Origin of the sequence: Enterococcus raffinosus (assembly GCF_018917525.1) — a bacterium.
Taxonomy (GTDB): Bacteria; Bacillota; Bacilli; order Lactobacillales; family Enterococcaceae; genus Enterococcus_A; species Enterococcus_A raffinosus_A.
The window spans coordinates 19,656-41,191 of the sequence record NZ_JAHLOS010000037.1; the positions used below are offsets into that span (position 1 = coordinate 19,656).

Here is a 21,536-nt window from a genome sequence, read left to right on the forward strand (position 1 = left end):
TATACTAATAGTGAGGGGGGATTCGATGGAGAAACGCGATGCCTATTTTGATAACGCAAAGCTTTTCTTGATGATCTTAGTTGTGTTTGGTCACTTTTTGCAGCCCTTTGCAAATGATCATCCTTTATATAATGATTTGTACTATTTTATCTTTACCTTCCATATGCCCGCGTTTATTTTGATCTCGGGATTTTTCGCTAAAAGTGGACCGAAACCGCTAATGAGTCTGGTAAAAAAATTACTGCTTCCGTACATTTTCTTCCAGCTGTTGTATTCTGGCTATTACACGTTGATTGGCCTGCAGGATTCCTTTAGCCTCGATCTGGGTATTCCGCAATGGTCACTCTGGTTTTTATTGAGCTTGTTTTGCTGGAACGTACTTTTACATTTGACGAATAAATTTTCAGTAAGACAGGTTTTGATCGCTAGTGTGCTTGTGGCATTGCTTGTGGGCTATTTTCCGATTTTTGATCGTTATTTAGCGATTCAACGGACGTTGACGTTTTTCCCATATTTCATGGTAGGCTACGCGATTCCGAAGAATTGGGTCGAAAAGCTGAAGACGTATCCGAAAAAATGGATGGCCTTACTGTTATTTAGCGGATTGTTTCTATTTATACAAGGGAACGATTTGATCAATAAGTATTGGGTCTTTGGTTCAAAGCCCTATGAAGACTATCTCAATCAACCGTTACTGGGCGGGCCTCAACGTTTGATCTTTTTTATAGCCGGGTTAATCGGAATCGTTGTTTTCTTGATGATTGTCCCCAAAGAACGGCATTTTTTCTCCAATTGGGGGAAAAATACGTTGACAGTGTATTTGCTTCATGGTTTTTTAGTGAAAGGCTTGAGAGCCCTTGATCTTGATTTCGAGATCAGCTCTTTAGAAGTTCTTTTATTGTTTATCGGGAGTATGCTGCTAACGGTGCTGCTATCAAGCAAACGGGTGGGGCATTGGATCGAAAAAGGAAAAGCAGTTTTGCAGCCTAGTTTGTAAACTAATTGTCTCTTTGCCTCATTAAGCGTAAAATGAGGGGCAAGGAGGCGTTTTTTATGGCAAAAATTACGAATGAACGAACCCAAGCTTTTCGAAAAGCTTTTGAACAAAATTCTAAACAAATCGCATTGCAACGAGGCGTAGTAAAAAATGGTATTCGGGCCTCTGCGGAAAATATTCAGACACATGTGGAAAATACGCCGGTCTTCTCCATTGATCTGGCTACAGGAAAAGTCGCAAACCAAAAACAATCTGGACGCTGCTGGATGTTTGCGGCATTAAATACGTTTCGTCACAAACTGTTGACGACCTTTCAGCTGAAAGACTTTGAGCTTTCGCAAAACTATACCTTCTTTTGGGATAAATACGAAAAGGCAAATTACTTCTATGAAAATATATTGAATACAGCAGAGCAGCCTGTAACGAGTCGTGAGGTGGCCTTTTTGCTGCAAACACCGCAGCAAGATGGTGGGCAATGGGATATGATTGTGTCTCTTTTCCAGAAATATGGAGTCGTACCGAAAAGTGTGATGCCGGAAAGCAGCAACAGTTCAAACTCTCGCGATCTAAATAATTATTTAAATAAATTATTGCGCAAACACGCGGTTCTGCTTCGTCAGATGGTCTTGGAAGAGGCGACAGAAGAAGAGATTCAAGCCAACCGTGAAGCGATGCTGCAGGAAGTCTATAATCTTTTGGCGATCTCATTGGGGACACCGCCAACAGTGTTTGATTTTGAATATCGTGATGAGGAAAAAAATTATCACTTGGATCAAGGGCTGACTCCGCAAAGCTTCTATGATAAATATGTTGGTGTAGATTTAGATGAATATATCAGTATTATCAATGCGCCGACCGAGGACAAGCCTTTCATGAAATCCTATACGGTGGATATGTTAGGAAATGTAGTTGATGGTAAACAGGTAAAATACTTGAATCTTGAGATGGAGGATTTCAAGGCATTGGCAGTTAAGCAATTAGAGCAAGGCGAATCTGTCTGGTTCGGCTGCGATGTTGGTCAATCCTCAACCCGAGACAGCGGAATCATGGCCTTAGATGCTTATGATGTCGAAGATTTATTTGACGTTGATTTGACAATGACGAAGGCTGAGCGATTAGACTATGGTGAAAGCTTGATGACCCACGCGATGGTTTTGACCGGTGTCGACTTGATTGATGGTCAGGCGAAAAAATGGAAAGTCGAAAACAGCTGGGGCGAAAAAGTCGGGGAAAAGGGCTTTTTTGTAATGAGTGACGAATGGATGGACGAATACACCTATCAAATCGTTGTTCGCAAAGAATTTTTAACACCAGAACAATTAGCTGCCTTCGAGGCAGAACCAACAGTTCTAGCTCCTTGGGACCCAATGGGAGCGTTGGCATAAGAGCAAAAAAATCTGAGACAGTACGGCTGTTTCAGATTTTTTTTAGGAAAATTCCTTTTTTGCGAATGGTTTGTTTTTAGGAACAAAAGCGTTTTCTTTTTTATTATGCTATACTTTTAGCAAAAAGGATGTTGATTCAACGCGCGCAGACAACTTAATAAGGGGATTTTTTCAAGAAAAGTTGTTTGTGAAATGAATAAATTAGTTGAATGGGAGACACATTCGAAAAAATGAAAAAGGAGGTTGATTGAATGCCTAAACATTTAGCCGTTCGGCATGCTGAAAATATGCGGGAATTGGGTGGTTATAAGACAAAAGATGGACGGAGGATCGCTCATCAAAAATTGATTCGTTCTGCGGGTATCAATCATATTGATGCACAGGATAAACACTATTTAAATAAATACGGGATTAAAAAAGTCGTCGATTTTCGGTCAATCGAAGAGCGAGACTCACAGCCGGATCAGGAAATTCCTGAAGCTGAAAATATTTTCTTGCCAATTTTTCCAATAGAGGAAACCAAGACGGCTTCGGCCTCGCCTAAGAAAATGATGCGCCGAATGCAAAACGGGGAGGATGCGCATCAACAAATGGTTGAGGTATACAAACACTTTGTAACAGATGACCATGTGCGGGGACAGTATCGTAAATTTTTTGATTTAGTCTTGGAGAATTCAAGTGAGAAGGAGAGCCTGCTCTTTCATTGTACCGCAGGAAAAGACCGTACCGGTTTTGCGGCAATCCTTTTATTAAGTAGTCTAGATGTCAATCAAACCACCATCACAAAGGATTATTTAGCGACGAATCGCTATTTAAAGAAGGCAGTCGAAGAAATGTACCAAAAGGCGGAAAAAGCAGGTGTCCCTGCGGATTCATTGGAGGGGATTGCGGATATGATGAGTGCTAAAAAGGAATATCTGCAAACAAGCTTCAAATTAATCAAAGAGCACTACGGAACCATGAATAACTTTATTCATGATGGAATCGGCGTAACGAAACAAGAAATCAAAGACCTGAAGAAAATTTATTTGTTGTAAGGAGCTGACGAGATGGATGAATTGCTAAACTATTTACAATTACAATCGAAGGCTGTGCCAATCGGTGGCGGAGATATCAATCAAGCGTTTCGTGTGACAGATGGGGAACAGGATTATTTTCTGAAGTACCATCCTCAAATGTCAGCCGATTTTTTTCAAGCTGAGGTTGGCGGCTTGGCAGAATTAGGCGAGTTTGTCCGTGTACCAAAAGTTATTCAACACGGTACTTATCTGGAAGGTGCATTTATTTTAATGGAATGGATTGAACCTGGAGAGGGCGATCAAAAGGATCTAGCTCGTGAACTAAGTAAAATTCATCGAGTAAAAGCCGATTATTTTGGTTATAAAAAAAATAATTTTATCGGTGTCCTTCCACAAATCAATAAATATACAAGAGACTGGTGGAAGTTCTATTTTACCTATCGTTTGGAGATTCAAATCGAAATTGCCAAGGGGAGAAATCACTGGACAACGCGGCGAGAAAAAAATTATCAGTTATTTAAAGAGTGGGTGTACCAAAAATGGGGTACAATGTCTTTTGAACCAACTTTATTGCACGGTGATTTTTGGAGCGGCAACACGTTTTTTGATACGCAGGGACAGCCTGTGTTTATTGATCCGGTAGTGTCCTATGGGCACCGGGAAGTGGATCTGGCTATGTCACAGCTTTTTGGCGGATTTCGCCGAGAGTTCATCGACAGCTATCAAGAAATCTTACCGATGCGAGCAGGTTGGGAAGAACGACTGACGATCTATCAGCTCTATTATCTGCTTGTTCATCTGAATACCTTTGGCGAGAGTTATGGGGATGCGGTAGATCGTGTCTTAGCTTTAGGAGGAAAGTAATTGGGAAAAAGATACACCTTGAATCATGAGGTCGCCTACTATGAGTGCGATATCAATCAAAATATGACGTTTCCGGCTTTATTAAGCGTTGCTATCAAGGCATCGTCTGATCAAAGCGATCAACTGGAACGAGGAACAGAATACATCAATACCCTGGGGATTACTTGGGTGATTACTCAAACGGAGGTAACAATTAATCGATTGCCAAAAGTCGGCGAGCAGATCACGGTCGTGACTGAGCCAACCGAATTTAATCGCTATTTCTGTTACCGCAGCTTTTGGGTTTATGATTCAGAGGAAACTGAATTGCTGAAGATCGATATGTCTTTTGTGTTGATGGACGTTGAAAATCGTAAAATGAGTAGTGTGGATGCTAAATTAATGGCACCTTATGAGTCACCGCAGGTTAAAAAGATTCGTCGCTGGCCTAAGATCGAAAAAGTTGAGGGTGAACAGCATCAGTTATATCACGTACGTTACTACGATCTTGACAGCAATCATCATGTCAATAATGCCATGTATTTCAACTGGTTGATCGATGTCTTAGGCTATGATTTTATGACACAGCATGAACCGACCTATGTGAATGTAAAATTTGATAAAGAGGTATTGTACGGGAACGATATCGAAAGCTTTTACGAAATTGTTGAGGCAGAAGAAGTTAAAACCCGACATGAAATTCGTCTTGGCGACCAACTGGCCTGCGAAGCAAATATTTTGTGGCAAAAAAGAAGCTGAATCGAGAGTATTTTCGATCCAGCTTCTTTTTTGTCATGTTGTTTAGCAAATTATTCTTCCATAAATTGCTTCAATTCTTCTTTTGAGAGCTTGGCGTTCAACGCGATCAATAATTTTAACCGGGCCTTTTGACTGTTGATCCCATTACAGAAGATCACCCCATGCTGAGCCAATTCTACGCCGCCGCCATGATAATCATAGACAGGTTCGGCAATACCGTTGAAGCAGCGAGAGACTAGAACGATCGGCAGGCCTTTTTCTAGTAAATGGTAGAAAGGCGGTAAGGTTTGCGGTGGTAAATTTCCTGCGCCCAGTGCTTCTACCACGAGACCATCCACAGAAATCGCTTGGTCAAGTATTTTAAAGAAATCGCCCTCCATCCCGGCGAAAACTTTTACAATTGGGATCATCGCATCGAAGCTAGCGATATCATAACGAGTTGCTTTTGGTAATTCTTGTTTGAAAAGAATCTTTGATTTTGTTACTAATCCGATCGGTCCTAGCGTCGGCGTTCTAAATGTCGCGACATTGGTCGTATGGGTCTTTGTCACATAGCGGGCACTGTGGACCTCATCATTCATGACCACTAGCACGCCTTTATTGATGGCGCTCTCTGAAGCCGCTACACGGATCGCACATTCAAAATTATAGAGACCGTCACTGCCCAGTTCATTGATTGAACGCATTGCACCGGTAAGAATAATCGGCATTAAATCACCAATGGTTATTTCTAGAAAATAAGCAGTCTCCTCTAATGTATCCGTTCCATGGGTGATAACGACGCTATCAAGGCCTTCTTGTTTGGCCGCTTTAATCCGTTCCTTGAGCTGGAACATTGTCTCAACTGTAATATGTGGAGAAGGCAGATTAGAAAAGTCTTCTACAATTAGTTCGATGTCAGCAGGCAAACGTAATTCTTGTCCCGCCGCCAGTAAAGGGTTTTTCTTATCGGGGCGTACAGCACCGTCAGCATCCTGACTCATCGAGATCGTTCCACCTGTATGTAAAATCAAAATCCGTTTCATCTTCATTACTCCATTCGTTATTCGCGCATTGCAATCATTTTTTTGCTATGTTTATTGTATACTATGAAGCAAGGGGAGGCTAGGATACTATGATTCGAATTGGATTAACTTCTTTTAATGAACACAGCAGTCTGACCGGCAAGAAGACCTCTTCTTTGTATGAGTACGCTGGTTACTTGCCATTGGTAGAATTAGATACGAACTATTATGGGATTACCAGAAAAAGTTCCGTTGAAAACTGGCTGACACAGGTTCCAGAGGATTTTCGTTTTGTGGTGAAGTTGTATGGCGGATTCACAGGACAAGCGAAATGGCAGGATAGTTATCCTTCTATGACTGCGATGCAAGAGCATTTTTTAGAAACCTTGCAGCCGATGATCGAAAGTGGAAAGTTATTTTGCTTTTTAGCGCAATTTCCGGCACAATTTAAATGTACGAAAGAAAACGTTGCTTATTTAGAAACGTTGCGAGAACTGTTCAACGATTTGCCTGTGGCGATCGAATTGCGAGACTACAGCTGGTATGGCAAAGAGTTTATTGAAAAGACCCGCCAATTAATGAGAACCTTAAACTTTAGTTTGGTGATGGTTGATGAACCGCAGCTGCCTGACACTGTACCGTTGGATACGACGGTAACCAATCCGAATTTCAGCTTGTTCCGTTTCCATGGCAGAAATCAGGCTTATTGGAATGATCGCACGGGGGATTGGCGGAAGAAACGTACGCTTTATCGTTACAATGAAGCAGAATTGAAAATATTAGGAGAAAAAATCCAGCAAGTAGCCAAGGAAACAAAAGAAGTTGGTGTTATCTTTAATAATAACTCCGGTGGGGATGCTGCCGATAATGCTATGCAACTGAAAAAGAGTTTAGGTTTGGATTATGAAGGATTGAATCCGAGCCAAATCGATCTATTTTAAAACGAGGGAGAACCATGATAAAAGCCATTTTTTTTGATATTGACGGGACTTTGATCACAAGTGATTCAAAAGTATTGGATAGCACCAGAGAAGCGATTCGTCTGGCGCAAAAACAGGGGATTTTCTGCGGAGTCGCGACCGGACGAGGGCCTGTGAGGATCGAGGAACGAATTGAACAGCTGCCTTTGGACGTCTTTGTGTTGTACAACGGCCAACTGGTGTACACGCGAGAAAAGGATATTTACCAGCGTCCATTTTCTGCTGAGACATTGCAGCGGATCGTGAACTTTGCCGATGATGAACACCGGCAGATCATTTTTGGCGGACGTCGAAGAATGGATGGCAGCCATTTAATGAAATGGTCCCAAAATTCTTTATTAAAAAAAATCGCCAGCTGGATGCCGAAATGGTTTCCAGTTAGACCGACGAGAAGATTGTTGCAATCCTTCAGTCCAAATCGTCAAAAGGGGCGGTATAAGAAGCTATCGATTTTACAGGAACCGATTTATCAATGTGTGCTTTTCAGCGCAGAAACTGAAGCACAACGCTTGCAAGAATTATTGCCGGATTGCTCATTTCAGCGGTCCAATCCTTATTCGGTTGACATCGTTCCCAAGAATGGCTCGAAGTATCGTGGTATTTTGGAGTTTACGAAAGCGGCTGGGATTACGCCTGAAGAGGTAATGGTTTTTGGTGATCACTATAACGATATTGAAATGATCAAAAAAGTCGGTATCGGAGTAGCGATGGGGAATGGACTGGATGAGGTCAAGGAACAAGCGGATTATGTTACCGTAACGAATGAGAATGACGGCATTTATCAAGCAATGAAGTATTTCAATATCATTTAAAGAGGGATAAGTATGTCAAAAGAACCATATCAAATGGCTAAAGAATTTCATGAAACCTTTGCGCCAGCGCCACCGACTTTACCAAAAGCTTTTTCTAAAGAACGCGGGGGCTTCCGCGCAGGATTTAAAGCTGAAGAGATCGTCGAATTCTTGTATGGCGTTGCAGAAGGTGATGAAGCAGAGTTTAAGGAGTTAGTCGAACGGCTCCATGAAAGTGTTGATCAGGCGAAGGAAAAAGTTTTAGCAAAAGCCGAAACGGTGGAAGATCCGTTGATTGCCGAAGTTGACGCTTTGACCGATTTGCTTTATTTTACGTATGGCTCATTTGCCTTGATTGGCGTCGATCCTCAACCGATTTTTGAAATCGTTCATCGGGCGAATATGGGAAAACTCTTTCCTGATGGGAAGCCGCGGTATCATCCGGTGACTAACAAAGTAATGAAGCCGGAGGATTGGCAGCAAAAATACGCACCTGAACCATTGATCAAAGAAGAAATAGACAGACAAAAAGGAAAAGCCGAAAAGTAACGGCTTTTCCTTTTTTAATCAAAAAATGTGTAATAAAGCGAACGCACAGCTAAGCGTTCTTGCTCACTGCGAATGGCGAAGATAATACTGCGTTCATCGGCGCCTTGAGAGATCATTCGCAGGTTGACATTTTTACGAGCTAGAGCAGCGGTGCTGTCAGAAGTCGTTCCTGGTCGTTCTCGCATGCCTTCACCAACCAGTGCCACCACGGACAGTCCATGCTCAATCGACAGCTGATCTGGTTTGATTTTTTCTTCGATCTGCTTCATTAACTCTGCTTCGATATCACGGGTTAACTGGCGTTCTCTCAGAATGATCGAGATATCATCAATTCCTGATGGCATATGCTCAAAGCAAATGTTTAAATCTTCAAGAATTTGCAGGATTCGCCGTACGATACCGACTTCTCGGTTTAACAAATATTTGCCAACCGTTATGCCACAGAAGCCGCCATCACTGGCTACTCCTACTACTTCATTTCGGCTAACATTCTCAAAGGATTTCTTGATTAATGTCCCTTGGCACTCCGGATTATTGGTGTTTTTAATAATCACAGGAATCTGTGCTTTAAAGGCCGGCATCAAGGCTTCGTCGTGAAAAACGGTAAAGCCGGCGTAAGTTAATTCGCGAATCTCACGATAAGTAGCATATTCAATCAGTTCAGGATCATGGATATATTTGGGACTGGCCGCGAAAATACCGTCCACATCCGTGAAGTTCTCGTAAAGGTCGACCTTTAAACCTGCTGCAACGATCGAACCGGTAATATCCGATCCGCCTCGAGAGAAGGTACAAAGATGGCCGTCAGTTGTGTAACCAAAGAACCCTGGGATAATCAGGATGTCTTCAGAATCACGCCATTGATAGATTTTTTCATAGGATTCCTCTAGAATCCGAGCGTTTTGCGGTTCATTGGAGACCGTGATGCCTAATTCTTTTGGATTGATGTAGCGAGCACGGACACCATTTTTTTGGAAACATGCTGCGACTAATTGGGCATTTAAATTCTCTCCACTGGCTAAAAAGCTGTCTAAGGCATAAGGATCGGCTTCGTCAAAGTTTTCCTGCAACTGCCTTAATTCAGCGCTAAAAGTATTTTCAATATCGTCATCGACCTGAAATTCTGCCGCGATCTCGGTATAACGCGCGACGATTTCACGGATCAACTCGTCAGTATCGTGTTTGTATACAACAGCATTATAAAATTGAATCAATAAGTCGGTGACTTTTTTGTCTTTATTGGTTCGCTTTCCTGGAGCAGAAACCACCACGAAACGGCGGCCGGAGTCGCCTGTCACGATCGATAAGACTTTTTTTAGTTGTTCAGCTGAAGCTACGGAGCTCCCGCCAAATTTGATCACTTTCACTTTAATCACCTCTTATTTTAATGTGGCTTTAATATTATCTGAAAAGTCATACAATTTCAAGGGGATTTGTCGCTTTCCCAAACAGAAAATTTAATAAAATTACACTTTTCTTAAATTTATTGCAATTGAAGCAGTTCGCAAAAAATGCTAGTATGAGGAGTGACTGTGCGATAAACATTTCTAAAGGGATTTCGAAACTAGCTAGTGAAGAGAAAAGTCTTTTGTGTTATAATCTACGTTAGATGTTTTCGCCAAAAACTGATATTAATGAACCATTAAATAAAACTGAATCTGGATAGTTGAAAGGAAAATCATACATGGGAAGTAATGTAATCATAGGGATCGTTATCGGCTTGGTCATTTTGGCTGCCGTTTTATACTTGATTGGTTATCTGATGAAGAAAAAAAATCAAGAACGCTTAAAAGAACTTGATAAAAGGAAAGAAGCGTTATTCGATCTTCCTGTCGTGGAAGAGGTCGATGAAGTGAAAAAAATGCACCTTGTCGGCCAAAGTCAAAATACTTTCCGTGAATGGAATCAAAAATGGACAGATGTTTCGACGAAATCTTTTGCTGAGCTTGAAAGTCAAATCTTTGAAGTTGAAAGTCAAAATGAAACCTTCCGTTTTATGAAGGGAAAATCGGCGATCGAAAGTGCTGAGCGTACGATGACTGAGATGGAAGAGGAAGTCGAAGGAATCCGTACAGGGTTGAAGGAATTACGCGAGACTGAAGAACGTAATTCATTAGCCGTTCAACAAGCTCTTGATGTTTTTGAAGAATTGAAAAAGGATCTGAAGGAAAAGAAAGACAGCTTTGGACCTGCTTTACCTGAGATTCAAAAACAAGTAAAAAATGTAGAAATCGAATTTACGCAATTCGTTACTTTGAATACTTCAGGTGATCCGATCGAAGCTCGAGAAGTATTGGATGATGCAGAGAAGCATACGTATGAAGTACAAGAAACGATGCAAAAGGTTCCTGCTATTTATGAAGATTTAGAAAAAACCTTCCCAGGCCAGATCGATGAACTAGAAAAAACTTATAAGAAAATGATGGCTGACAATTTTGTTTTACCAGAGGATGATTTCGAGGAACGTCTGGATAAAGTCAAGAAGCATGTTGAACGTTCATTAGAAGATCTAGAAAAAATCGAGTTAGGTACTGTGGAAACTGCCAATAAAGAAACGGCTGAATTGATCGATGATTTGTATGTCGTATTGGAAAAAGAATTTGAAGCCAAAAAATATGTCTTAACCAATCGTAAAACGATCGGTGAGTACATTACTCATGCGGCTCACAACAACCACCAATTGATGGTCGAGTTGGACCACACCTCTCAGAGCTATGCATTGAACAACAATGAGTTGGGACGTGCCCGCGGATTCCAAACAGAGATCGAAGAACTGGAACGTCGCAACCGCAATATGGAACCACAGATTGATAAACATGAATTAGCCTTTTCTGAAGTTCAAGTGTTCTATAAGGATGCTTTCAAAGTCTTGGACGATATTGAAACGAAACAAGTTGAGATTGATGATGACTTACACGATTTGCGTAAAGGTGAAAAAGAAGCTTCTGAGAAAATCGAGAAGTATGAATTCCGTTTACGCAATCTAAAACGCTATGTCGAACAACAACGTTTACCTGGTTTGCCTGGGGATTACTTAGAATTCTTCTTCGTAGCAACGGATCGTGTGGAAGAGTTAAGCAAATCATTAAACAAGATTCGGATCAATATGCAGGACATTAATAAACTTGTGAGTCTTTGTGATGAGGACATGGAATTGTTGGATCAAAAGACCTACGACTTAGTGGATGCCGCAGCGTTGACAGAGCAAATGATGCAATATGCGAACCGTTACCGTCATACTCATCCTGAAATCAAGAGTGCGATTGAGAACAGTTTGGAACTGTTCAACAGAGAATATCGTTACCAAGATGCCTTGGATGAGATTGGGACTGCGCTAGAACGAGTTGAACCTGGTGCTTTTAAACGGATTGAAGATTTCTATTTTAACAACCGAGATTTAGTCTAAGCTGAGCGATTTGCTCAGCTTTTTTACTTTATTTAGGAGAAAAGAAGTTCAACGTTATTGGCAACTATTAAGGAAGAGGTTATGAAACTCTTCTTATTTGTAAGGATTACTTGAAGTGTTATGGCATTCTCGCTATAATAGGAAAGAATTTTTGAAGGAAGGTCGAAGAATGATTTATTTTGATAATAGTGCGACGACGACAATTTATCCATCCGCACTTGATACATATGTAAAAACGAGTCAACGCATTATGGGGAATCCCTCTAGTCTGCATGACTTAGGCACACAGGCAAATCGTTTGCTGCAGCAAGCGCGAAAACAAACGGCGGACTTGCTGAATGTGAAAGCCAATGAAATCTATTTTACCAGCGGCGGTACGGAAGGTGATAACTGGGTACTGAAAGGTACTGCGATTGCTAAGCGAGAATACGGCAATCATCTCATTATTTCCAGTGTTGAGCATCCGGCTGTCAGTCGAACAGCCGAACAACTAAAAGAACTTGGATTCGAAGTAAGTATCGCACCAGTTGATCAAAATGGATTTGTAAAAGTCGAGCAGTTGGCTAAGCTGATTCGCCCGGAAACGATTTTAGTTTCGGTTATGGGTGTCAACAATGAGATGGGAGCCATTCAACCGATCGAAGCGATTAGCAAAGTGTTGGAAGACCATCCCACGATCCATTTTCATGTGGATGCGGTACAAGCGATCGGCAAAGTTGAGCAGGAAAAATGGCTGACAGCACGGGTTGATTTTGCTACTTTTTCCGCCCATAAGTTTCACGGCCCTCGTGGCGTGGGTTTTATTTATTGGAAGGAAGGCAAGAAACTGGCACCGTTGTTAAATGGCGGCGGGCAAGAAAGCGGACAGCGGGCAACAACAGAAAATCTTCCTGCTATCGTCGCGATGAGCCGCGCTTTGCGCCTACACCTTGAGAAAAAGGCAGAACGACCAAACCACACAGCAGTTATTCGTCAATACTTAAAAGAAGCGTTAGCAAGCTATGAGAAGGTAACGATCTTCTCTGGCGACGAGAATTTTGCGCCGCATATTTTAACGTTTGGAATTAAAGGGATTCGCGGGGAAGTCTTGGTCCATGCCTTGGAAGAAAAACAAATTTTCGTGTCAACGACGAGTGCTTGTTCAAGTCGTAAAAAGGTCGATAGCTCGACATTACATGCCATGGGAGTCCCTCATGACATTGCCACGACGGCAATCCGAGTTAGTTTAGATGAAGCCAATACCATGGCCGAAGCAGAGCAATTCATGGTGATATTCAACCATCTTTACGACAAATTTTCGAAGATCAATTAAGAACGCTTCATGTAAATAGAGATTATGGATGACCGTTGAAGCATTAAAAAGTAAAGAGAAACAAGTCGAGAACTGATACTATAACTAAGGAGAATGATCGTGCAATATACTGAAATTATGGTGCGCTACGGAGAGTTATCTACCAAGGGAAAGAACCGCCGCAGTTTTATCATGCGACTCGCACAAAATGTTCGCGGGGCGCTGGCAGAATTTCCTAATTTGAAGATTCACGCCGATCGCGACCGAATGCATATTTTATTAAATGGTGAAGACAGCCGTTTGGTATTACCTAAATTAGAAAAGGTGTTTGGAATTCAAACCTTCTCACCAAGTATTCGCGTAGAGAAAAAACTCGATGATTTGAAGCAAATGACTCAGCAAATCATGCAAGAGATTTATACGGGAAAAGAAACTTTTAAGATTACTGCTAAGCGTAGTGATCATCACTTTGATTTAGATAGTCATGGAATCCAGCAATATCTAGGAGATGCAGTAATGGATGTTTGTCCGGATATCAAAGCACAAATGAAGCGTCCGGATATTAATTTGCGGGTAGAAATTCGCCGTGATGGGGCTTATCTTTCTTATGAAACGATCAAAGGAGCCGGTGGGCTGCCGGTTGGGACCAGTGGTCGCGGGATGTTAATGCTGTCTGGCGGGATCGATTCCCCCGTTGCTGGCTATTTAGCGATGAAACGCGGAGTGGAGATTGAGGCTGTTCACTTTGCCAGTCCGCCCTATACTAGCGAGCAGGCGTTGCAAAAGGCCAAGGATTTGACAGAAAAATTAACGCCCTATGTTGGCGGAATCCAATTTATCGAGGTTCCTTTTACTGAAATTCAGGAAGAGATCAAAGCCCACAGTCCACAAGGCTATTGGATGACATTAACTCGTCGGATGATGCTGCGATTAACAGATGCGATTCGCGAGATGCGTCATGGATTAGTCATTATCAATGGGGAATCACTGGGCCAAGTAGCCTCACAGACATTGCATAGTATGGTAGCCATCAATGAAGTAACAACTACACCAATTATCCGACCAGTTGTGACAATGGATAAAACTGAAATCATTGAACTAGCTGAAAAGATCGATACCTTTGAGTTGGCCATTCAGCCATTTGAAGATTGCTGTACGATTTTTGCGCCACCTCAGCCTAAGACACGACCAAAGCTGGATAAGGTTTTAGAGTTAGAGGAACGTTTCGACATTGAGGGATTAATGGCCCGCTGTTTAGCTGGATTGAAGATTGAAGAAATCACTCCTGCTCGGGCAGAAAAAAACGAAGAGTTCGCAGACTTTTTATAATAATTTTGAGCAAGAAAGTGTACTTTCTTGCTCTTTTTTTTGTAAAAGATTGTTATTGGTTTTTCTACATGTTAAAATCGTTTATGTGAAGTAATTAACAAACAAGAGTTCATAGACTAATATACAGCGAGAGAATCGACCTAATTTTTTGCTAAAAAAATGATTATACTAAAACGAACAAGGATGTCAGTTCAGCTTTTCGCAGTATTATAGCTCATAAGAAATAGAAAGCTATGCTCAAAACAAGCAAAAGAACTGTTTAGCAGAATGATATACGGCGTGAGAATCAGCCTAATTTTTTGAAAAAAATTATTACATTAAAACGAACAAGGATGTCAGTTCAGCTTTTCGCAGTATCTATAGCTCATAAGAAATAGAAAGCTATGCTCAAAACGAGCAAAAGAACTGTTTAGCAGAATGATATACGGCGAGAGAATCGACCTAATTTTTTGCTAAAAAAATTATTACACTAAAACGAACAAGGATGTCAGTTCAGCTTTTCGCAGTATCTATAGCTCATAAGAAATAGAAAGCTATGCTCAAAACAAGCAAAAGAACTGTTTAGCAGAATGATATACGGCGAGAGAATCAGCCTAATTTTTTGAAAAAAAATTATTACATTAAAACGAACAAGGAGAAAAAACATGGAGCGAATCATTCAAAAACCCCAACTATCGAAAGCGACAACTAAAAGACTGTCTTTGTATTTACGTTGTTTGAAAGGATTGGAGAAAAATGGTGTTACTCGCATCAAGTCTTCTGAGCTCAGCAAAATGACTCAGGTGGGATCTGCGACGATTCGTCGTGATTTTTCTCATTTTGGAGAGCTTGGCCGCAGCGGCTACGGCTACGATGTCAACGACTTGATTAAGGTTTTTAGCGACATGCTGGAAACGAAGGAAGAAAAACGGATCGCATTGATTGGCTGCGGGAACTTAGGCCAAGCGCTGTTAAATAATAATTTTCGCCGTAATGAAAATTTGAATATCGTTTGTGCATTTGATAACGATCCGGAAAAGGTTGGTAAAGAACTTTGTGGATATCGTATCCATTCGATTGATGAGATGGATGAAGTATTGGCAGAAGAAAAGATCACCGTTGCCATCTCAACAGTTCCCAGTCAAAATGCTCAAGCAGCAATTGATCAGGTGGTTGCAAATGGAGTCACGGCCATTTTAAATTTTGCGCCAGATCCTTTAAAGGTGCCGGATAATGTCCATGTCCATTATATTGATTTAACCTCAGAATTGCAGACATTGATCTATTTTGATGGTCAGTAGGACTTTACAAGTTTCCGACTTCATTGTAGAATGAGTCAGACGATGATCAAGAGGAGTACATGAGTAACAAAGTCCTAGAGAGAAGATGCACGGCTGAAACATCTTCACTTTGACTTATGGAAGGTAGCTTGGGAGTTTTGCGATCTGAAAGCAGTATGAGCGCACGGCACATGTCCGTTATAGCATGCTTGAGCGGCAGAGTCCTTCTCTGCAATTTAGGTGGTACCGCGTAATTTACGTCCTAGAACACAGTTGTGTTCTAGGATTTTTTTTCGTTAGTTCTGCTTTTCTCAGTTTATTGAAGAGACGAGTTCTAATTAGAAATAACATGGAACGGGACTGTTTAGTAGAATTGTATGTGCACGAAAAAGAGTACCAGTTGCTTTGACTAAAGAAGCTGTACCAGAAATCAATCTTTTAAAATAGGAGGAATTTATATGACTGAAAATTTACCAACAAAATTCAATCCGCAAGAAGTTGAAGCGGGTCGTTACCAAAAATGGTTAGACCAAGATTTATTTAAGCCCTCAGAAGATCAGCAAGCCAAACCATATTCAATCGTTATTCCGCCCCCAAACGTAACTGGGAAACTGCATTTGGGACATGCTTGGGATACGACGTTGCAAGATATGATCATTCGTCAAAAACGGATGCAAGGCTTTGATACACTATGGCTTCCTGGGATGGACCATGCGGGTATCGCGACGCAAGCAAAAGTTGAAGAAAAATTAAGAGAACAAGGTATCTCACGTTATGATCTTGGTCGTGAAAAATTTGTCGATCAAGTTTGGGAATGGAAAGAAGAGTACGCTGGACATATTCGAGAGCAATGGGCGAAATTAGGCTTATCCCTTGATTATAGCCGTGAACGCTTTACCCTTGATGATGGCTTATCCGATGCAGTGCGTAAGGTTTTTGTTTCATTATACGAGAAGGATTTAATCTATCGTGGCGAATACATCATTAATTGGGATCCGCAAGCTAAAACAGCGTTGTCTGATATTGAAGTTATCCATAAAGACTTAGAAGGTGCTTTCTATCATGTTTCTTATCCGTTGAGTGACGGCAGCGGTGTGTTGGAGATTGCAACGACTCGTCCTGAAACGATGCTAGGAGATACAGCGATTGCTGTCCATCCTGATGATGAACGTTACCAAGACTTGGTTGGTAAGACAGTGATTTTACCATTAGTCGATAAAGAAATTCCGATTATTGCAGACAGCTACGTTGAACGCGAGTTTGGAACAGGGGCAGTGAAAATCACACCTGCTCATGACCCGAATGACTTTGAAGTGGGTAATCGTCATGACTTGCCGCGAGTAAACGTGATGAATCCAGATGGCAGTATGAATGAGCTGGCTGGCAAATATGCGGGCATGGATCGTTTCGAAGCACGTAAAGCGATCGTTGCTGATTTGAAAGAAATCGGTCGTCTAATCAAAGTCGAGAAAATGGTTCACAGTGTTGGCCATTCAGAACGCACGGGTGTTGTTGTTGAACCGCGTTTATCGACTCAATGGTTTGTTAAGATGGGACCGTTGGCAGATCAAGCAGTGAAAAATCAAAGCACGGATAACGCAGTAGATTTCTTCCCGCCTCGTTTTAACAATACCTTTATGACTTGGATGGAAAATGTACATGACTGGGTTATTTCACGTCAATTATGGTGGGGACATCGTATTCCTGCTTGGTATCATAAAGAAACCGGCGAAATGTATGTCGGAATGGAAGCTCCTGCGGATAGCGAAAATTGGGAACAGGACCCGGATGTATTAGATACTTGGTTCAGTTCTGCATTATGGCCGTTTTCTACGATGGGCTGGCCGGATGAAGCAAGTGAAGATTACAAACGCTACTTCCCAACCAGTACCTTAGTGACTGGTTACGATATCATTTTCTTCTGGGTGAGCCGGATGATTTTCCAAAGCTTGGAATTCACGGATGAACGTCCATTTAAAAATGTGTTGATCCACGGTTTGATTCGTGATGAACAAGGTCGCAAGATGAGTAAGTCTTTAGGCAACGGGATCGATCCAATGGACGTGATTGAGAAATATGGTGCTGACGCATTGCGCTGGTTCTTATCTACCGGTTCTGCACCAGGTCAAGATGTGCGCTTCAGTTATGAAAAAATGGATGCAGCTTGGAACTTTATCAATAAAATCTGGAATGCTTCTCGTTTCGTAATTATGAACGTTGAAGGCTTTACCGCTGAAGACATTGATTTCTCTGGTGAGAAAACTGTGGCGGATCGTTGGATTTTAACTCGTTTGAATGAAACGGTTGAAAAAGTAACCAGCCTGTTTGATCAATTTGAATTTGGTGAAGCTGGACGTCAATTGTACAACTTCATGTGGGATGATTTCTGTGACTGGTATATCGAGATGAGTAAAGAAATTCTTTACGGAGAAGATGAAGAAGCCAAACAAACAACGAAGAGCATTTTGGTTTACGTTTTAGATCAAACCTTACGTCTATTACATCCAATTATGCCTTTTGTAACAGAAGAAATTTGGGCGAAGATTCCGCATACTGGTGAATCATTAGTTGTTGCGGATTATCCGGTGGTTCATCCAGAATACGATGACAAAACAGCCGCAAAAGGCATGGAAGTTTTGAAGGAATTGATTCGTTCTGTTCGAAACATTCGGGCGGAAGTGAATACGCCACTTTCAAAACCAATTACTTTACTGATCAAAACGAACGATCAAAAAATCGATGAATTCTTAATTGAGAACACTAGCTATATCGAACGCTTCTGTAATCCAGAAGAATTGGTGATTGCAAGCGACATTACGGCACCTGACTTGGCGATGTCAGCTGTCTTGACTGGCGCAGAAATCTACTTGCCATTGGCCGGCTTGATCAATATCGAAGAAGAGATCAAACGTCTTGAAAAAGAATTGACAAAATGGAACGGTGAAGTCAAACGTGTCCAAGGTAAATTAGCCAACGAACGCTTCGTGGCGAATGCACCAGAAAATGTGGTTGCTGAAGAACGGGCGAAAGAGAAAGATTATTTAGAAAAACAAGCAGCGGTTCAAGAACGGATCGAAAGTCTGCGAACAATTTCTTAATTGATTAATGAGTGTGACCTGTGATTTTGGGTCACGCTCATTTTTTTATCTGATAATCTCGTAACTAAATTTATAAATTGACGGATTTCCTCAGCACTTATCCATCTTTCTGCAGGAAACTTTGCTATACTAGAGGCATGCAAAAAAAGAGATAAACGAGGCGAATACTATTGATGATAGAAGAAGCAATTGATTGGATTCACAGTCGAAAAAAATTTGGCTCACGCCCAGGTTTAGAACGGATCCAAGCCTTATTAGCGAAAGTAGATAATCCAGAAAAAAAGGTACCCGTGATTCATATTGCCGGAACGAACGGTAAAGGCTCAACGGTTGCCTATTTACGCAGTATCTTAATTGAAGCGGGGGTCACTGTAGGCAGCTTTACTTCGCCTTACATTGAAGAGTTTAATGAACGAATCGCTATCGATGCCAAGCCAATTCCAGATAATCAGCTGATTCGCTATGTCGAAAAATATCAGCCAATCGTGGCTGAACTTGATCAAGACCCAGAAATTAGCGGGATCACGGAATTCGAGATTTTGACAGCAATCATGTTGGATTATTTCGCAACAGAGCAAGTAGATGTTGCCATTGTTGAAGTTGGCTTAGGCGGCTTGCTGGATTCAACCAATGTCGTGGAACCGATTTTGACGGCCGTTACGACGATTGGCTACGATCATATGGACGTTTTGGGAGATACCTTAAACGAGATTGCCGGACAGAAGGCCGGAATCATCAAAGAAAATATTCCCGTGGTGACGGGGAAAATCACCAAAGGACCGTTAATCGAAATCGTGGAAAAGGCAGCGGATGAGACGGCAAAAATGTATCGCTATGGTGAAGAATACCAAGTGGATTATTTGCGACCAGATCCTACTTGGGGCGAGCTGTTCAACTTTACGGACCAAGCTGGCAAGCTTACATCATTGAAGGTTCCGTTATTGGGACGACATCAAGTAGAAAATGCGGGTGTGGCTATTGAGCTGTATCATCTCTATTGCGAACAAAAGGGCCTGCCATTTGAGGAAAAGACCATTCAAAAAGGGTTATTGAAAGCACAGTGGCCTGCCCGAATGGAAAAAGTCAGTGATGAACCATTGATCATTATGGATGGGGCTCATAATGGGCATGCAATCAAACGTTTAGTCGAAAATGTAAAACGCGAATTTCGCGACTATAATATCAATATTCTTTTTTCCGCGTTGGAGACAAAGGATGTTGACCAGATGCTTGCATTGCTTTCAGAAATTCCTAATGCGCACATTTATCTGACCACATTTGAATACCCTAAAGCACTGGATCTTAGTCGCTTTGACCATTTAGATAGCCGTTTTGAGGTTGTTTCATTATGGCAGTTCGGCTTAGGAGAATTGTTAGAGGATATGGGCGCGGATGATTTATTATTGATTACGGGATCTTTGTACTTCGTTTCTGAAGTACGTCAATTATTATTAAATTTAGGAGGCACGAATGAAAAAAGTTAAGGGAATCATTTTCGACATGGATGGATTATTGTTTGATACGGAATCGATTTATTGTGAAGCCAATTTGGTGGTAGCTGAGAAATACGGTTTGCCTTTTACGGAAGAAGTTTATGCTCGTTTCATTGGCATCTCAGATGAAGAGGTCTGGGCAGAGCTGCACAAAATGTTTGCCGATCATGGTGAAGAGACGGTCCAAAAATTTATCGATGAAAGCTGGGGAATGGCTCATGACCGTTTCAAAACTGGCGAGGTTGATTTAAAACCGGGTGTCCATGAATTGCTCGCTTATTTAGAAGAGCAAGACATTCCGCGCGTAGTGGCTTCTAGTAATGTGCGTCCTATAATTGAAATTTTATTGGAGCATGCAGGTATCCGTGACAAATTTTCAGATATTATTTCAGCAGAAGATGTGAAATTTGCCAAGCCTGATCCAGAAATATTTGTGATTGCCTCGGAACGTCTAGCGCTTGCGCCGGAAGATTGCTTAGTCTTAGAGGATTCCAAAAATGGCATCTTGGCCGCAGAAGGGGCGGGTGTTCCAGTAGTGATGGTCCCGGATATTCTTCCCCCGACCAAGGAACTGGAAGAAAAGACAGAAGCCGTATTTTCCACTTTGCATGAGGTAATCGACTTTTTAGAAGCATAAAAATCAACTCCTTTGCGTACTTTAAAGAAAAGTAGCAAAGGAGTTTTTTATGGATAAAAGTTTGTTATTACAGGAGCTGCCTGAAAGTTCATGGCCGCGGGAACGCTTGCTTAGAGAAGGCGAGAAGCATTTATCGGATCAGGAACTATTAGCGATTATTTTACGCAATGGTTCGCGCCAGCAAAATGTGATGGATTTAGCCGGGAGTATTTTACGTGAATATCCCACGCTTTATGATCTAAAGCATGCAACGCTGCAGGAGCTGCAGCAATTTAAAGGGATTGGCGAAACACGCGCGATTGAATTAAAGGCGATGATGGAGTTTGGCTATCGAATCAATCGCGCATTACAGCCAAAGCTGGGGAGGATCCAATCTAGTCTTTCTTTAGGTCAACAGCTGATTACAGAACTAAAAGATTATCATCAAGAGCATTTGGTTGCCATTTTTTTGAATACTAAAAATGAAATTATTTTGCAGAAGACGATCTTCATTGGTTCACTGAATCAGAGCATTGCGCATCCTCGAGAGATTTTTCGCGAGGCAGTACGAATCAGTGCAGCGCGGGTGATTCTTGGTCATAATCATCGTGAGACACGTTCGTAATTGAAAAGATTGCGCACGTCCTCTCAAATATAAGAGAGTCGTGAACTCTTTGCTTGATAGGTGAAATGAAGGAGTAACGCCCTGAAGCGCCT

The 21,536-nt window shown here is 41.6% G+C and carries 17 protein-coding genes, 1 pseudogene and 1 other annotated feature; of the genes and pseudogenes, 16 read left to right on the forward strand and 2 right to left on the reverse strand.

The window, feature by feature from the left end; translation table 11 throughout:
* The first annotated feature begins 25 nt into the window (after window positions 1-25).
* The 5 genes from KQI58_RS18030 (at window position 26) to KQI58_RS18050 (ending at window position 5,003) form a co-directional block, all read left to right on the forward strand.
* Window positions 26-997 carry an acyltransferase family protein gene (locus KQI58_RS18030; RefSeq protein WP_216410377.1) on the forward strand — a complete coding sequence of 324 codons (972 nt, stop codon included), beginning with the start codon at window positions 26-28 and terminating at the stop codon, window positions 995-997.
* A gap of 56 nt (window positions 998-1,053) precedes the next feature.
* Complete coding sequence (locus KQI58_RS18035) at window positions 1,054-2,382, forward strand: aminopeptidase C (protein ID WP_216410378.1); 1,329 nt, start codon at window positions 1,054-1,056, stop codon at window positions 2,380-2,382.
* A gap of 251 nt (window positions 2,383-2,633) precedes the next feature.
* A complete protein-coding gene (locus tag KQI58_RS18040) occupies window positions 2,634-3,419 on the forward strand; it encodes a tyrosine-protein phosphatase (RefSeq protein WP_216410379.1) in 786 nt (261 codons plus the stop codon).
* 12 nt (window positions 3,420-3,431) lie between these two features.
* Window positions 3,432-4,265 carry a fructosamine kinase family protein gene (locus tag KQI58_RS18045; RefSeq protein ID WP_216410380.1) on the forward strand — a complete coding sequence of 278 codons (834 nt, stop codon included), beginning with the start codon at window positions 3,432-3,434 and terminating at the stop codon, window positions 4,263-4,265.
* Window positions 4,266-5,003, forward strand: coding sequence for an acyl-[acyl-carrier-protein] thioesterase (locus KQI58_RS18050; RefSeq protein WP_216410381.1), 738 nt, complete (start codon window positions 4,266-4,268; stop codon window positions 5,001-5,003). It abuts the gene before it with no gap.
* Window positions 5,004-5,053: 50 nt separating this feature from the next.
* Here KQI58_RS18050 and KQI58_RS18055 read toward each other — a convergent pair whose 3' ends face one another.
* Window positions 5,054-6,028 carry an asparaginase gene (locus tag KQI58_RS18055; RefSeq protein WP_216410382.1) on the reverse strand — a complete coding sequence of 325 codons (975 nt, stop codon included), beginning with the start codon at window positions 6,026-6,028 and terminating at the stop codon, window positions 5,054-5,056.
* A gap of 89 nt (window positions 6,029-6,117) precedes the next feature.
* Here KQI58_RS18055 and KQI58_RS18060 point away from each other — a divergent pair, with 89 nt between their 5' ends.
* Genes KQI58_RS18060 through KQI58_RS18070 form a run of 3 tightly spaced genes read left to right on the forward strand, consistent with a single transcriptional unit; the run spans window position 6,118 to window position 8,327 of the window.
* On the forward strand, window positions 6,118-6,948 hold the full coding sequence (locus KQI58_RS18060; protein WP_216410383.1) for a DUF72 domain-containing protein: 831 nt from the start codon (window positions 6,118-6,120) through the stop codon (window positions 6,946-6,948).
* 14 nt (window positions 6,949-6,962) lie between these two features.
* Window positions 6,963-7,799 (forward strand): Cof-type HAD-IIB family hydrolase, encoded by an 837-nt coding sequence (locus tag KQI58_RS18065; RefSeq protein ID WP_216410384.1) that lies wholly within the window; start codon window positions 6,963-6,965, stop codon window positions 7,797-7,799.
* A gap of 12 nt (window positions 7,800-7,811) precedes the next feature.
* Window positions 7,812-8,327: an HAD family hydrolase gene (locus KQI58_RS18070; RefSeq protein WP_216410385.1), complete on the forward strand. Its 516-nt coding sequence runs from the start codon at window positions 7,812-7,814 to the stop codon at window positions 8,325-8,327.
* 14 nt (window positions 8,328-8,341) lie between these two features.
* Here KQI58_RS18070 and KQI58_RS18075 read toward each other — a convergent pair whose 3' ends face one another.
* The gene (locus KQI58_RS18075; protein ID WP_216410386.1) at window positions 8,342-9,694 is read right to left on the reverse strand and encodes an aspartate kinase; all 1,353 of its coding nucleotides are present in this window, start codon (window positions 9,692-9,694) and stop codon (window positions 8,342-8,344) included.
* Between the two features lie 317 nt (window positions 9,695-10,011).
* Here KQI58_RS18075 and KQI58_RS18080 point away from each other — a divergent pair, with 317 nt between their 5' ends.
* The 8 genes and pseudogenes from KQI58_RS18080 to radC all read left to right on the forward strand — a co-directional run.
* The gene (locus KQI58_RS18080; RefSeq protein WP_216410387.1) at window positions 10,012-11,733 is read left to right on the forward strand and encodes a septation ring formation regulator EzrA; all 1,722 of its coding nucleotides are present in this window, start codon (window positions 10,012-10,014) and stop codon (window positions 11,731-11,733) included.
* 169 nt (window positions 11,734-11,902) lie between these two features.
* On the forward strand, window positions 11,903-13,045 hold the full coding sequence (locus KQI58_RS18085) for a cysteine desulfurase family protein (protein WP_216410388.1): 1,143 nt from the start codon (window positions 11,903-11,905) through the stop codon (window positions 13,043-13,045).
* 99 nt (window positions 13,046-13,144) lie between these two features.
* Entirely contained in the window at window positions 13,145-14,353 is a 1,209-nt protein-coding gene (gene thiI, locus KQI58_RS18090) for a tRNA uracil 4-sulfurtransferase ThiI (RefSeq protein WP_216410389.1), read from the forward strand.
* A 644-nt stretch (window positions 14,354-14,997) separates the two neighbouring features.
* On the forward strand, window positions 14,998-15,633 hold the full coding sequence (locus KQI58_RS18095; RefSeq protein WP_216410390.1) for a redox-sensing transcriptional repressor Rex: 636 nt from the start codon (window positions 14,998-15,000) through the stop codon (window positions 15,631-15,633).
* Window positions 15,634-15,666: 33 nt separating this feature from the next.
* Window positions 15,667-15,880: a binding site (T-box leader), on the forward strand.
* Between the two features lie 190 nt (window positions 15,881-16,070).
* Complete coding sequence (locus KQI58_RS18100; protein WP_216410391.1) at window positions 16,071-18,710, forward strand: valine--tRNA ligase; 2,640 nt, start codon at window positions 16,071-16,073, stop codon at window positions 18,708-18,710.
* A 173-nt stretch (window positions 18,711-18,883) separates the two neighbouring features.
* On the forward strand, window positions 18,884-20,194 hold the full coding sequence (locus KQI58_RS18105) for a bifunctional folylpolyglutamate synthase/dihydrofolate synthase (RefSeq protein ID WP_216410392.1): 1,311 nt from the start codon (window positions 18,884-18,886) through the stop codon (window positions 20,192-20,194).
* A complete protein-coding gene (locus tag KQI58_RS18110; RefSeq protein WP_216410393.1) occupies window positions 20,181-20,840 on the forward strand; it encodes an HAD family hydrolase in 660 nt (219 codons plus the stop codon). The genes KQI58_RS18105 and KQI58_RS18110 overlap by 14 nt, the downstream gene beginning before the upstream one ends.
* Before the next feature lie 49 nt (window positions 20,841-20,889).
* A pseudogene (radC, locus tag KQI58_RS18115) lies at window positions 20,890-21,426 on the forward strand (RadC family protein); the annotation flags it as partial.
* Between the last annotated feature and the right edge of the window lie 110 nt (window positions 21,427-21,536).